Source organism: Ensifer sp. Root31 (assembly GCF_001424825.1).
GTDB lineage: Bacteria > Pseudomonadota > Alphaproteobacteria > Rhizobiales > Rhizobiaceae > Ensifer > Ensifer canadensis.
This window is the reverse complement of record NZ_LMCO01000004.1, coordinates 88727-101798: the sequence shown is the minus strand read 5'-3', so window position 1 is coordinate 101798 and position 13072 is coordinate 88727. Positions and strand designations below refer to the sequence as shown.

Annotated in this window: 13 protein-coding genes; 9 read left to right on the top strand and 4 right to left on the bottom strand. The window is 56.0% G+C overall.

Translation table 11 applies throughout. The annotated features are described in order from the left end of the window. The first annotated feature begins 286 nt into the window (after window positions 1-286). Both ASD00_RS05820 and ASD00_RS05815 read left to right on the top strand, forming a co-directional pair. The gene (locus ASD00_RS05820; RefSeq protein ID WP_057205430.1) at window positions 287-541 is read left to right on the top strand and encodes a hypothetical protein; all 255 of its coding nucleotides are present in this window, start codon (window positions 287-289) and stop codon (window positions 539-541) included. A 209-nt stretch (window positions 542-750) separates the two neighbouring features. Further along, entirely contained in the window at window positions 751-3000 is a 2250-nt protein-coding gene (locus ASD00_RS05815; protein WP_082523454.1) for an EAL domain-containing protein, read from the top strand. A gap of 53 nt (window positions 3001-3053) precedes the next feature. Here the strand turns inward: ASD00_RS05815 and ASD00_RS05810 are convergent, their stop codons facing one another. Continuing rightward, window positions 3054-3629, bottom strand: a complete 576-nt coding sequence (locus ASD00_RS05810) for a cysteine hydrolase (RefSeq protein WP_057205589.1) — start codon at window positions 3627-3629, stop codon at window positions 3054-3056. A gap of 483 nt (window positions 3630-4112) precedes the next feature. Here ASD00_RS05810 and ASD00_RS38395 point away from each other — a divergent pair, with 483 nt between their 5' ends. Then, window positions 4113-4487 (top strand): GFA family protein, encoded by a 375-nt coding sequence (locus ASD00_RS38395; protein ID WP_082523453.1) that lies wholly within the window; start codon window positions 4113-4115, stop codon window positions 4485-4487. Window positions 4488-4655: 168 nt separating this feature from the next. Here the strand turns inward: ASD00_RS38395 and ASD00_RS05805 are convergent, their stop codons facing one another. Then, window positions 4656-5150 (bottom strand): ferritin-like domain-containing protein, encoded by a 495-nt coding sequence (locus tag ASD00_RS05805; protein ID WP_057205427.1) that lies wholly within the window; start codon window positions 5148-5150, stop codon window positions 4656-4658. 201 nt (window positions 5151-5351) lie between these two features. Between ASD00_RS05805 and ASD00_RS05800 the strand changes: the two genes are divergently transcribed. Beyond that, a complete protein-coding gene (locus tag ASD00_RS05800) occupies window positions 5352-5654 on the top strand; it encodes a hypothetical protein (protein WP_063963227.1) in 303 nt (100 codons plus the stop codon). A gap of 34 nt (window positions 5655-5688) precedes the next feature. Here the strand turns inward: ASD00_RS05800 and ASD00_RS41140 are convergent, their stop codons facing one another. Both ASD00_RS41140 and ASD00_RS41135 read right to left on the bottom strand, forming a co-directional pair. Continuing rightward, window positions 5689-6666 carry a DUF3459 domain-containing protein gene (locus ASD00_RS41140; protein ID WP_200951438.1) on the bottom strand — a complete coding sequence of 326 codons (978 nt, stop codon included), beginning with the start codon at window positions 6664-6666 and terminating at the stop codon, window positions 5689-5691. Further along, complete coding sequence (locus ASD00_RS41135) at window positions 6663-7175, bottom strand: alpha-amylase family glycosyl hydrolase (protein WP_244494327.1); 513 nt, start codon at window positions 7173-7175, stop codon at window positions 6663-6665. Before ASD00_RS41135 ends, ASD00_RS41140 begins: the two co-directional genes overlap by 4 nt. Before the next feature lie 1269 nt (window positions 7176-8444). On the opposite strand from ASD00_RS41135, the gene ASD00_RS38390 reads away from it, so the two are divergent. The 5 genes from ASD00_RS38390 (at window position 8445) to repC (ending at window position 12959) form a co-directional block, all read left to right on the top strand. Further along, window positions 8445-8675, top strand: coding sequence for a hypothetical protein (locus ASD00_RS38390; RefSeq protein WP_309239243.1), 231 nt, complete (start codon window positions 8445-8447; stop codon window positions 8673-8675). Between the two features lie 540 nt (window positions 8676-9215). Further along, window positions 9216-9743 (top strand): DUF4142 domain-containing protein, encoded by a 528-nt coding sequence (locus tag ASD00_RS05785; RefSeq protein WP_057205422.1) that lies wholly within the window; start codon window positions 9216-9218, stop codon window positions 9741-9743. A 327-nt stretch (window positions 9744-10070) separates the two neighbouring features. Then, window positions 10071-10421, top strand: coding sequence for a hypothetical protein (locus tag ASD00_RS05780; protein WP_057205418.1), 351 nt, complete (start codon window positions 10071-10073; stop codon window positions 10419-10421). Between the two features lie 538 nt (window positions 10422-10959). After that, a complete protein-coding gene (locus ASD00_RS05775) occupies window positions 10960-11154 on the top strand; it encodes a hypothetical protein (protein ID WP_057205415.1) in 195 nt (64 codons plus the stop codon). A gap of 599 nt (window positions 11155-11753) precedes the next feature. Further along, window positions 11754-12959, top strand: coding sequence for a plasmid replication protein RepC (repC, locus tag ASD00_RS05770; protein ID WP_057205412.1), 1206 nt, complete (start codon window positions 11754-11756; stop codon window positions 12957-12959). The last annotated feature ends 113 nt before the right edge of the window (window positions 12960-13072 follow it).

The following is a 13072-nucleotide window of genomic DNA, read 5'->3' as shown; positions in this document are numbered from 1 at the left end:
GTCCTGAACGAGAGCGAAGGCCTCGTTGACCGACGAAACCGTATGCTCTTTTCCATGCGGCAAGTTTATGTGAAGCGGTGTGGACCATATGAGTTCGGTATAGATCATTTGTCGCTCCGAGGGCTCGATCCGCGGTAACGCGGGAAACAACATGGTTGCCACCCAACGCCGCAACGGCCAGGAGGTTCCCACCCCACAACAGCATTTCTCCTTGGAACACATAGAGCGCTATTGAGTTCGACAGATGTTTAGAACGGCATTTTGCCGATTCCAAAGGAGAAATACGATGTTACTTCGATCAGTAGCCGCAATAGTGTTCGTCGCTGCAGCCGTGACCCCCGCGGTGGCCCAGCAGGACATCGTGTGCGACGAAGCTTCAATCATGAAACTTGAACAGGGACTTGGTCAAATTCCCGACGGGGCAAAAAAGATTGAATCGGCAAAAGAGATAACGATGGCCAAGGAAGCTATGGCGGCAAATGACATTGAAAAATGCAAGTCGCATCTTGGAAATGCGGTCAAAGGCATGGATGCGATGTAACCGATACCGGAGGGCGCGATCGGGTTCGCGCCCTCCGTGTTCAGCCGGAAACGTTCCCGGGATAAGTACTGGTTCAACCCCGTGTGAGCCGATATATGGCGGGTCAATGCGAATCGGGGAGACCAGACCTTGGACGAGACCCCATCACGTTTCGCTCAATTAACCTAACAGGCCTTGTATAATGTGCAGCCCTGCTTGGAGATGGGGAAATGAGTTTGGTTGAGACGACAGGATCGAATGATGCGGGGTTGGCATTCACACGATCTGAAAAAATCCAGCTGGCGCTTAAACTCGTTCTACCTGTCGTAGCCGGTGCTTTCCTGATGGCTGCGATCTACGCATCGGTGTACTGGTCGGCGGGCGGCGCCGATGATGTCGCAGCCGCGCGCCAGACCCGCCTGTTCCAATTGGTGATCTCGAAACTGAGGATGGAGCTTGCTCACGAACAGGAAAGCGTGACGGTCTGGGACGAGGCCATTGATGCCGTAACCGCCCAAACAAAAGACCAGGAATGGCTGGACATGAACCTCGGGCGGTGGATGCACACGTACTTCGGACACGATGGTGCTTTCGTACTGTCATCGGCCGGGCGCCCCGTTTATGCTTTCTGGCGCGCAGAACGGCGCGGGCCAGAGGCCTTTGACGAAGTCGCCGATGCCGCCATGCCCTTGATCAGAAACTTAAAATCGAGGCTCGCCGCAGGCGACGAGAGCGGCATCACGCAACAAGTCCTTTCCATCGGGGAGAGCGACTTTGTAGTGATTGATGCAAGGCCGGCGGTGATCAGTGTCAAACCCATCGTTTCTGATACGGGCAATCGCACGCAGGCGCCAGATGAGATCTACCTTCATGTCGCGGTGCGCTACCTGGATCGTCGCTATCTAACGACGCTTGGTGAAGAATATGCTTTCGATGATCTACAGTTCCACAATGGAATTATTGGTGATCAATCGAGGGCGACGGCACCGTTGACCACACGTTCGGGTCAGGTGGCCGGTTACTTTTCTTGGTCACCTTTCTCGCCCGGAGCCGACTTGATTCGAGCGACCACTCCCATCCTAGCAGCGACCACAGCGTTGATTTTGGCTTTGACAGTCTCAATGGGTGCCTCAATCTGGAACCGGTCACGGCGCTTGAAAACGAGCCAGGCACAATTGAACCATCTTGCCTTTCACGACGGATTGACAGGGTTGGCCAACCGGCGAACGTTTCACCGACGCCTTGCTGAAAGGCTCAACGGCGCGAGCAAGCCGCGTGAACTTGCAGTTCTGTACATGGATCTGGACCGCTTCAAGCAGGTCAACGATATGCTTGGACACCCAGTCGGCGACGCATTGATCATAGCGGTGGCTAAACGATTGAATGAGGCCGCCGGACTTGCCGAAACAATTGCGCGCATTGGTGGAGATGAATTCACTGCAATCATAGCCCATACAAACCGGCAGGATGTCGAAAAACAATGTCAGCGGCTGATCGACGCGATCCAGGAACCCTTCGAGGTCAAGGGGCATCCCATTCGAATTGGGCTCAGCATCGGCGTGTCCATGTTGGGAAGTGCGCATGGCACCCAACACAAATCGGCGGACGAAATGATGCGCGAGGCCGATATCGCCCTCTATCACGCCAAGGGCGCGGGACGGAACTGCTATGCCATCTTTGGCGCGCACATGGACGAACTGATCAAAATGCGCCGCGAGCTCGAGCGAGATCTACGCGCTGCTCTCGAAGCAAAGGATCAGTTCGAAATCCATTACCAGCCGGTCTATTCCGCATTGGGCCGCCAGATTACGGGCGTCGAAGCCCTGCTAAGGTGGAGGCATCCTCTCAAAGGTTTGATACCGCCGGATATGTTCATCGGTCTTGCAGAGGAAATTGGGGTTATTGAAAAGATTGGCTCCCTTGTCCTTAAGGAGGCCTGCACTGCCGCCTTGCCATGGGAGGGCCTCGGACTTTCCGTCAACGCTTCGGCGCTTGAGATGCGGAACCCGAACTATGCCCGCAATGTGCTGGCCGTTCTTAATGAACTGAAATTCAAGCCGGAGAGACTGGAAATCGAAATCACCGAGACAGCGCTTGTCGATGAAGACGGGCAGTGCGAGAAGAACATACGCGCACTTAGAGCGGACGGCGTTCGCTTCGCTCTTGATGATTTTGGCACGGGTTTTTCTTCCTTCGGGCGCCTACAGCGTCTGGAAGTCGACCGTATAAAGATTGACCGTTCTTTCGTGAGTGGTTTCGGAACGCCGGGGGGAAACGAGGAAATTGTTCAGGCAATCATAGGTCTGGCGCACGCCAAGGGGCTGAAGACGACCGCCGAAGGGATCGAAACAATCGAGCAACAAGAGGCGCTGTGCCGCTTGGGATGCGACGACCTACAGGGTTTTCTGTTATCTCGCCCCGTGCCATCGAAGGTCATCGCTGAGATCCTGCAGCAGCGCGGATCGACCATTGAGACGTAGGCCCCATCGTGAACCACGTGCCCGTGTTGTGAGTTGAAGGTGCCAATAGCACCTTAACGCGAAGGCGGAGTAAGAGCACGAACGTCACCTTTCGAGTGAAGGAAATCGGCGGTCGTGCAGAGCGTCAACTGCGCCGAGAACCGTTCGCCTAACAAGCGAAGCGCGGCATCATGTGTCTGGTCAGCGCCACTACAAACGGCATCTTCGAGCACAAGGACCCGGTAGCCGAGATCGACGGCGCCGAGCACAGTCGCGAGGACACAAACGTCCGTTTCCCCACCCGTCAGCACCACCGTATCCACCCCGCATTGTCGCAGTGTTTGATGAAGTTGGCCTTCGAGCCAAGGTGAGTAGATGCGTTTGTCGATGATCCTTGCCGGCGGAACAAGTCGGGCCAAGCAAGCTGGAAGCTCCAACAATTCTCTGGGCAGATGCTCCCCTGTCATCATCCACCATTTTGCGTAGTATTGAGCCCACATGCCCGGTGCGTCCTGCGCGCGTTCCGGTGGGATGAAACGGGTAAAAATGGTCTGCTCTGGAAAATTGGCGGAGACCTCCGCGACATTGGGTAGTACCCTGGACATCCATTCCACTCTCCACGGCGTGTCCTCATTGAAGAGCCGTTGCATGTCGATGCAGAGATGCTTCCAGTTACGAGCCAAGTTCAAATCTCCCTCCGAGCTTGCCGGCGGTCGTCCGGCGCATCATCCTTCGAACTCAATTTGTGTATGATCGTTCCCTGAGAATGTGCGGGGGTAGCGAGCCGGCCTTGCACCAAAATCGCTCAAGCCGAGTGCCTTTGATTTTTCACTTAGTGACGCCCACCCTGCAAACAGCGGGTTACGTCGAGGGGCGACCGCGAGCAGGCTGAAACCACCTCGCAATTGGTCTCTCGCGAACTATGGTCAGCTAAGTTTTGGGAAAGGGAACATTGAACATCGAACGCCGTTGTTCGGAGATCGCTGGTGTAAAAGCGAGAAAGGCCAGCTCGTCGACCGAACCAACGCGGCAACGAACCAAACGGCGTTTGGCTTAGCTTTCGAATCTGGACGGGACGAATGACGGATGCATGAGCCAAGCTTTGCGCCCTCGGTGAGACTGGGGTTGCTTCGATGATCAATCGGCTTGGTAGCTGTCGTTGCGGTCAGGTCAAATACGAAGTCCGCGGGCCGCCGTTGCGGGTCGGGATTTGCCATTGCACAGATTGTCGACAGGAAAGCGGCTCGGCGTTCACTTTCTTTGGTGAATTCGACGCAGCTGGTAATACAGTGCTCTACGAAGGGCGAAGGTTCTGTCCTCGATGTGGCTCCAGGATGTTCAGCTGTGAGGGGAATGAAGTCGAGATCAAACTGGGTACGCTGGCCGATGCGCCAACTTCATATCTTCCCACTTATGAACTCTGGGTCAAACGCCGCGAACCATGGTTGCTTCCGATTGACGGAGCCGAGCAACATTGGGAGGATCGCCGACCCCCATCAGGCGATTGAGGTTTCTCTGTTCGCCCCGCCACCCGTCCGGGTTCTTTGACGCAAAGCGCCAAGCTCGGTTACATTTGGGAGAAGTGTCCCATAGCCCAAGCTTGGCCGGTGAGCCAGCACCACTGCGCCCAGTGTTAGAGCGGGGCACGGCGGTTACTGGCTCACCGTAGTTGCAGGTTAAGCTGCCTTTGCCTTCATATTTGCCGCGCTAACCGCTAACTGGGTCAATTTCTTGTCCGTAGCGCCTTCCTCCTGAAGGGTGGCGTCGAGCAAGGCGACTGCGTCCTTAAGACCCAACTGTTGGGCCCAGGTTTTCAGCGTGCCGTATCGGGCGATTTCGTAATGCTCAACTGCCTGGGCAGCAGAGATGAGGCCAGCGTCGATCGCCGGTGAGCCTTTGAACTCTTCGATGATCTCCTCTCCCTCAGCAATCAGACCCTGGACCGCCTCACAGGTCTTGCCCTGGGCACGTTTCCCGATGAGTTCAAAGACTTGCTGGAGCCGTTCCACATGCCCCTCCGTCTCGTCTCTATGCTTCTCGAACGCGGCCTTGGTGTCACTTGACTGGGCGGCACGGGCCATCTTCGGCAGCGCCTTCAAGATCTGACGTTCAGCGTAGTAGATATCCTTCAGAGTCTCGTGAAAAAGCTTCTCCAGATTTGCTTCAGCCATGTGTTCCTCCTTGGTTGAGGATACTCTAACCTGGCTTGCAGCAAAAAGTTCCGGCAGCTCGATCACCGCCTGGCTCTCCGGCCTCCCGCTTACGGGACCATTCGGAACCTATCTCTCGCGATGAAGTTATCTTGAGAGGCTACAACCAAGCCACCATGGCGACATCTCGCCAACAACGCCGTTATCGGGCGGAGATTAGGCATGCCGTTGTTTTATTTCAGGACGACCGATCAAGAGGGGTTTAGCGCCGATGATCGTGGCTTCGAGTTCCCTGACGAAAAATCCGCTCTCGCGGAGGCGAAGGTAACACTTGCTGAAATGGCAGCAGATGGACTGCCGCTAGATCCCGTGTCGATGATTAGCGTGCAGGTCATGAACGAGGACCGTATTTTGCTGCTGGAAATGCGGCTCGTCTTGGAAATAATTCCGAACACGAACTGGTCGGACACCGGCAACGACACGCTCTCCGATTTGCTTGAGTCGCGACAGGGCCGAGGAACATAAACCTCGAGCTGGTTCAAAAAGGAGATGGCCAACACTAGCCGATGAGATGCTCCTGCCAGTCCGCAACATCCTTTGCTGACGGAACCCGTTGGGGCCCTCTCGCTTCGGGCGTTAGTAACAGCGCTGTGTTGCCAGGTAGCACCCAGCGTCGATCAAGATCGGCGGGCCGTTGTTGCCCGCCTCCTCCATATCGAACATCCTCGCTAGACCAGACTATTGTCCACTGGTGAAACTCCGGAGGAGCGAATAAAGGATCGGCCAGGCTGGCAATCACCAGATCACGACCGAGATTTATGAGCAGAAGGCGATCATCCTTGCCTTGCGCGGTGAGGTATCGCAATAAGAGGCAGCGATCGCTCAAAACACTTCCATCCACCGCTGCCGGCGGCTCCCCTTCGCCAACGACCGGAATGCACCGCCGTAGGGCGATCAGGTCTGTGTGCAGTGCGAGCATGTCTCCATCGCGCCCGGCGTCATCCCAAGCAAGCTTGCAACGCTCGAATGTTGATCGATCACACGGATCGGGCATGTTCCGTCTGATTTGCTGGTCCCTGTAACTCGCGAACTGCCACAGGAAAGCAAGTCTCCCATCTCGTACGCTCGAGCTGTTGTCCTTTGCAGCGTCGCTGAAGTAGAGGAAAGGTGTGCTCGCTGAAAACTCTTGCCCTTGGAACAACATCGGCGTTTGAGGTCCGAGAATAAGAAGCGCCATCATTGCCCTGAGGCGTGCGCCGCTCGTCAACTGATGGATGCGTTTTCCGCTCGCCGAGTTCGCGATTTGATCATGATTGTCGAGGAAATGCACGAAATTCGCCGGAAGCAGATCGCGCGCTGGCTTGCCCCGTGCCTTGTTCTGCCAGTTGTATCTTTGGCCCTGGAAAAGGTAACCATATTTCGCTGCCGACACGAATTCCTGCGGTTGGCCCCGATAGTCGTAGAGATAGGCCTCGCGCCGACCGGTAAGCGCAACCTTGGACGAATGATGGAAATCACCATTCCAAACGGCGTTCATGCCAAGCCCCCTCGTTCCGTGTCTCGGACCAAGTTCGCGTCCTGAGGTTCGTTTTCGGCGAGCAGGTACAGCTTCTTCACGCCCGCTGCCCGTCGACAGGCGTTCGCCATCTCTGCCACAATGTGCTTCTCGCTTTTGTCTTCAAGTGCCTGAGTGGCATCAATCCTCAGCCCATCAAAGTGAAACTCCTCGATCCAGCAGACAGCATTGCAGATGAAATAGGTCCTGACTGCATCACAACCGTCACCGTCCAGATTCAGCGATCTGCCCCACTCGTTGCGTTCGCCCTTAAAATACGATGCAGCGAATCGATCAAATCGATCCCCGGGCCCGAAGTGATTGTAGACGACATCAAGAATAACACCGATGCCGACAGCGTGCGCGGCGTCCACGAACGACCTCAGATCGTCCGGCGTGCCGTAAAGTCGCGTGGGAGCGAAGAGTAGAACGCCATCATAGCCCCAGCCGAAGCTGCCCAGGAATTCGTTCACTGGCATCATCTCGATCACCGTTACACCGAGATTGCGCAGATGTTGCAGCCGTTGTCGCGCTGCTGTCCAGGTCCCTTCTGGCGTAAAAATGCCGACGTGTAGCTCGTAGACTACTTGGCCTTGCGGGGGTACCCCAGTCCAGCCCTGGTCGCGTCAGATGAAATCTGACGGTTCGATGACCTGCGAGGGTCCCGTCGGTCCGAGTGGCTGGAACCTGGAAGCAGGTTCGGCTTCCAGGACCCCGTCATTATCGAGGTCCAAATGATAGTTTGTCCCGATGCCCAAACCAGCTACGAGGCCAGAGAAATATCCATTCCATTCAGCGTGGAGTGGGTAATGTCCATTATCGGTGACGACCGAAACGCGCTTGCGCGCCGGCGCCCACACTCGAAAGGATACCCCTTCCCGCATCGGTTCTGCCCCAATGGGAAAACGCCGGCTGATCAGTGCCTCGTGCGCACTCGGACTCATCTTACATCCTCCATTAGCCGGCATCACTCGAAGGGAGAGTGATGGAGCCTAACCGTGAACTTTGAGGCAAGTTCCAAGGACGCTAGCTGGCACCGCACTTCCTGCGGCATCCGATCTGACTGTTTTCTGCCTGGAAGGGTGCTTGGCATAGACGCTGACCAGCGTAATGTCGCCTAAGCTCGGGGCTCACCAAGAGGGCCTCATGGCGACGCATGCTCTTGCGGATCCGCGGCAACGAGACGGTGCAGGATATTCCAGGCTCTAATGTATTTGTCGGTCGGGCGTCCAGGCTGGACCAAACCACAGGAGCCAGAGAGCCGCAAGAATGGGAAGGGACCCAACGGTTAACAATATTACGGCCACCATGATTCAAACCTCCGTCGGGACATGGTGTTGTGGTATCGGCCCGTCGCATCACATGCACTTGCCGTCAGTCAAGACCCAACAAACCGGCACTGTTTTCGTTCCACTGCTGCAGCACGCTCCGTGATGGGCCTGCGCTGCCACCTGCTGCATCGTCGAGGCAAGTTCGGTGGTCTTGCCTGCTCCCGTCGTAGTGCGATCAAGAGAAGAAGCGACTGGTCGCGCGGCTGGGAACCTTTGTCAGGATCAGCAGTTAGTTCCTGGTATGAACGTCATCCCTGCAAAAGGGAAGTCGGGTGAACAAACGAATGTCGTCAAGACAAAGAGAAAATCGGAATGGAAAGGCTCCAACTACCGGGACCGGAGAGGTGAAAGCGCAATGACGGCGTGGAAGGAAAAAACAATCCGCACACTGGCGTGCTCCCTCCCCTTGAATTGAACAGGTGAGAAGTCGTGAAATCTGCCGATAGAGATGTAGTAGCGCTTTCCGAACAGCTTCGAGCGATGACGGATGACGAACTGTTTACCCGCATGGGCGAACTGGAAAAGGAAAGTGAGCGACAATCGGTACCAGACCAAGCCGTCTTGGCAACGATCGCGCTTGTGGAAACCGAAATCGAAAGACGTTTTCCAGGTCAACTCATGGCTCCTTACCGTGAATGGCGGCGCCGCGAGATCTTATAGCCCCGGCGTCACGCATTGCGAGGCGCGCTCTAGCCGTGCAAGCCCCTCAAGGATGGCCGCATCACAGAAGCCGCTGACGTCTTGCGCAGCGCAGCGCCGCCTGCATTTCGGAACAGAACTGGAGATCCCGGCAAGTACGGCACACCCTATGGCACCGACTGCACCTCGATGCGCTATATCGTAAGGCGTTTTCAGCGATCGCGGCGTCATCGAATGATCGCGATTGCGTTCCTCCCGGCCAGATCGGCAGGCCTACGATGATCTGCAACAAGTATCTGAACGAGAGCTACCTGGGCTCCGCAACCAGGCGACCTTGGTGGCTGAACCCTTTGCCGAGCGGCCCCAGCATGTCGTGAGCCGGGACCTAACCGGGTCACTTTGAAGCCGAATCTGCGGCAGCACTCATCTAAGCCTCGGAGCGCCACGGTTGATCTCCGGAGACATCGCCAAACAAAAGCCGGCTGAAGACTCGGAACACAATGGGGCTCAAAGGGTTGGAGCCGCACGTATGGATTGAGAGACGATACAAAGGAGCTTACGATGAAATACATTGCCCTTGCTACCGCGACACTGCTTTTGGGGGGCTCCGCCATGGCGCAGTCCGCGGCTGAGAAATCGGGTATCAATACGGCGCTTGGCGTGCCGCCTAAAACAGAGGATTTTGTCAAGGAGGCAGCCACAAGTGACATGTATGAAATTGAATCGAGCAAGCTTGCCGTGGAGCGGGGCGATCAAGCGATCAAGAGCTTCGCGGAGCAGATGGTTGCAGATCATACCAAGACGTCGTCTGAACTTAAGCAAATGCTCACGTCCAGTAAGGTGAAGGCGGAGCTTCCAACCGCGATGACAGACGATCAAGTGGAAGCGATCAATGAACTAAAATCCATGCAGGGCGCTGGCTTCACCAAGGAATACCTCTCCCAGCAGGAAGACGCGCATGAGGATGCGGTGGATCTTTTTGCCCGATACGGGAGCGAGGGTGACAATCCCGAACTGAAAGCTTGGGCTGAAAAGACCAGACCAGCGCTCCAGCATCACCTTGAAATGGTCGAGGGCATGAATAAGTAAATTGAGTTGCTTGTCAAAAGCGAAAAAGCGTCGACGGATGGCGCGCAAGCTCGCCGCGTGAGGATGCGGCAGTGACGTTTGGCATACAAATGTGAGAGTTGCTGTTTCGGTTTTGCTGTTCACTTCTTCGTCCTCCCGGCCGTATCGGGGCACTATCCGCCGAGCAACTATCATGTTAGGGTTGCAGGGCTCGGGCGAAAAACGTCTTAGAATATAACCCGACCCAGCCCGGTTGTCCGCCGAGCTGTGGATCTTGAGCCTTGTTTACCCTTTTGCACCACGCGCTTGGCCAACCGGCCAGGCAAACCCCCAAGGAAGGAGCATATAATGAACCGCATTGCGACTTTATCCGCGATTGTTGCCCTCTCCGTCTTAAGCATCAGCGAAATTGCTTATGCCCAGGGTGCCGAAATGAACTGGCCGGCCAACATCGAGAAAACGGTGACTGACTTCAAGGGCGACAAGGTTAGCGTTGTTCAGGTCAGCACGCTGGCGGAAGCGAACCAGACGCGCATGTGGGTGGAAAAAGCGACTCCCGAACAACGCAAAGCGTTGCTCACGGCGGTCGAAGGCAATAAGGCCCTTGCCGAGCAGCTGAAATCGCAAAAAATCGAGATGGAAAACATCGCAGGCGCCGAACAGGCCGCGGACGGCGCATTGATCATATACGTTCGCTGAGCCCGACAGACGCGGGATGCGAAGCTTGAAACTGTCGCGTCCCGCATCTGCCAAGATTTGCCGGGGGAGCAACTCCCCGGCGCTCAAACTGACTATCAGTACACTCGTCGGTTCCGCGCGACTGAAAGGGCGGAGGCGACGGTTATGCGTGCCGCTTTCTTGGTGCCGCGAGATGAGCGCTTGGATATGCGCTTCGCTTGTATATCTCGACTTAAACAGCAGGATTTCTGGACGGTTGTGCGTCTATCCGTATCGGTTTTTCTTTGCGCCCTTCCGCCGGTAATTGGTACCCATGCACTTTGATGCCGCGGGGGATTGCGGCCTATCCTGGCGTACCGACCAAATCAGCGATCAGAAGACCTGGTAGGCCAAGCATCCCGGATGGGATCCTTTCCCCTTCGTCGTGAAGCGGCGGGTGATCTCCAGCGGTGTCCGCCCTAGGAACTTCCGTGACAAGCAAGCGTTTGATTAGCACCGGGCATGGTCCCTTCCCGCGACCTGGCTAGGCGAGGTCGCAAGATCGAAAAAAGGAGCGCTTATGCAGACCGTGGATAGACTTATCATCGACGCGGAGCGCTTGGCCGATTGCAGGGACATGATGGAGATCGAACTTCACGAGCTTATCGAGCGAGCAATCAGATCAGGTTACGCGGCAGGAGAGGTACTCGTAGCCGTAAGTGAACTGGCCGCCGAAGAGCTGGCACCAGCGCTAGAATTTTCAAGCCTGCACTAAGATAGGCGACTTCTGGCGCTTTACCAGAAAAATAGAAAGACGGTAACGCGTGTGCCGGCATGCGTTGGGATCAGCGCCTTTGAAATAAAAGGCCTCCCTATCCTCCCCCTCTCCACCGTGATTGCGAATAGTAGATCTAGGTTCGAACCAGCTCTCGTTTCTCGCCTCGCTCCTCTGTCACCTCTTTGAACTGCTGGAATTTGCGAGCCGGAAGTCCGTGCGATGCCAAAAGAATCGTGAATCCGACAAGGCAAGCCCGAATTGCCAGTTGCACGGGCCTTGCTGACGCCAACAGAATCGGTGTGTGATCGGCAATTGGAGCCCATTGGCTGCACTGCGGGCGGAAAAGTCGACCTCGCGGCCAGTTCGATGTGGCAAAGTGCTTCGCTTAAGACTGGCGTTGGCCGGATTTGTGCGGAGAAGATGAAACAGGAGTCGGAACGCAGAGGAATAAAGACCGCCAGACGTTTCCGTTGTGGAGCCCTTCTCGATCTGTAGCGAGAAAGAGAAAGAACTCTCCACATTAAGTTGCATCAAGTGCAGCATCGGCACGTTCCGGTGAGCGGCATTCTTTTGCCTTTAGCAAGGTGAAATGGACGATGGAGAGAGATGCTGTAACGACGCCCTTCGGGCGGCGAGCGATGACGCTTGGCATGTTGGCCACCCAAGTGCTTTCCCGACAAATTGAACCGGGACAAACGGCCGGAAAGTGGAAGCTGTTCCAGTCGTTATGCGATGCAAGGTTGCATTTCGGCCTCAGTGAGCGTTCGCTGCTGGTGCTGAATGCTTTGTTGACGTTCTACCCACACGACGAGATCAGTGAAGAAAACGGGCTTGTAGTCTTTCCCTCCAATTCGCAGCTTGCTCGTCGGGCGCATGGGATGGCCGAAGCGACTTTGCGCCGACATCTCGCTGCCTTGATCAACGCGGGCGTCTTGGTTCGAAAGGATAGTGCCAACGGAAAGCGCTACGCACGCAAGGACCAGTCGGGTGGCATCAGCGAAGCGTTTGGCTTTTCTGTCGCGCCGCTTCTCGTGCGTGCCGAAGAGATCACAGCGATTGCCATATCAGTAGCAAACGAAAGGCAAGAACTGCGGCGGTTGCGCGAGCGATTGACCATCTGCCGCCGTGACGTTTCGAAGCTCATAGTAGTCGCGCTGGAAGAGGGGGCACCAGGAGACTGGTTCGCGGTCCAAGAGCGATTGCGAGTTATGACCCAGGCGCTTGTTCGACGCCCGACCAGGCAGCAGGCGGAGGACGCGCTTGAGGAATTCGAGATGCTGCGAGAAGAGGTCACCAGCCGGCTGGAATTGAAGTTTAAATCGAAGGATATGAGCGGCAATGCCGATCATATTGATCGGCACTTACATAATTCAAACCCCCACTCCCTATCTGAACTTGAACTTGGCTCTGGAAATGAGCCAAAGGCGAAATCCGAGCCAACCAACCCCCGTGAAAAGGGGGAAATGACGATCTTCCCGATTCAGGTTGTGCTGAAAGCATGCCCTGAGATTGTTCCCTACGGACCTTATGGGACGATATCCAGTTGGCGCGATTTGATGGTGGCGGCGGTGACCGTGCGCTCGATGCTCGGTGTTAGTCCGTCTGCCTATCAGGAAGCTTGCGAGGCGATGGGCCCGGAGAATGCCGCAACGACCCTCGCCTGCATTCTCGAGAGAGCCGGTCACATCACTTCCGCCGGCGGCTACCTTCGGGACCTGACCGCCAAGGCTCGCGGCGGAAGGTTTTCGCTCGGTCCAATGATCATGGCGCTGATGCGGGCAAATGGACAAGGGATGGGTTAAGTGCGGCATTGGGCAGCAAAGACACCAAACCCGGGTTACGCATCTGAATGAGAAGGGAAATTCCAGTTTCGGGGAATTCCGCCTGAAGCTGGTCGCGCTAGTGGCAGCTTGCG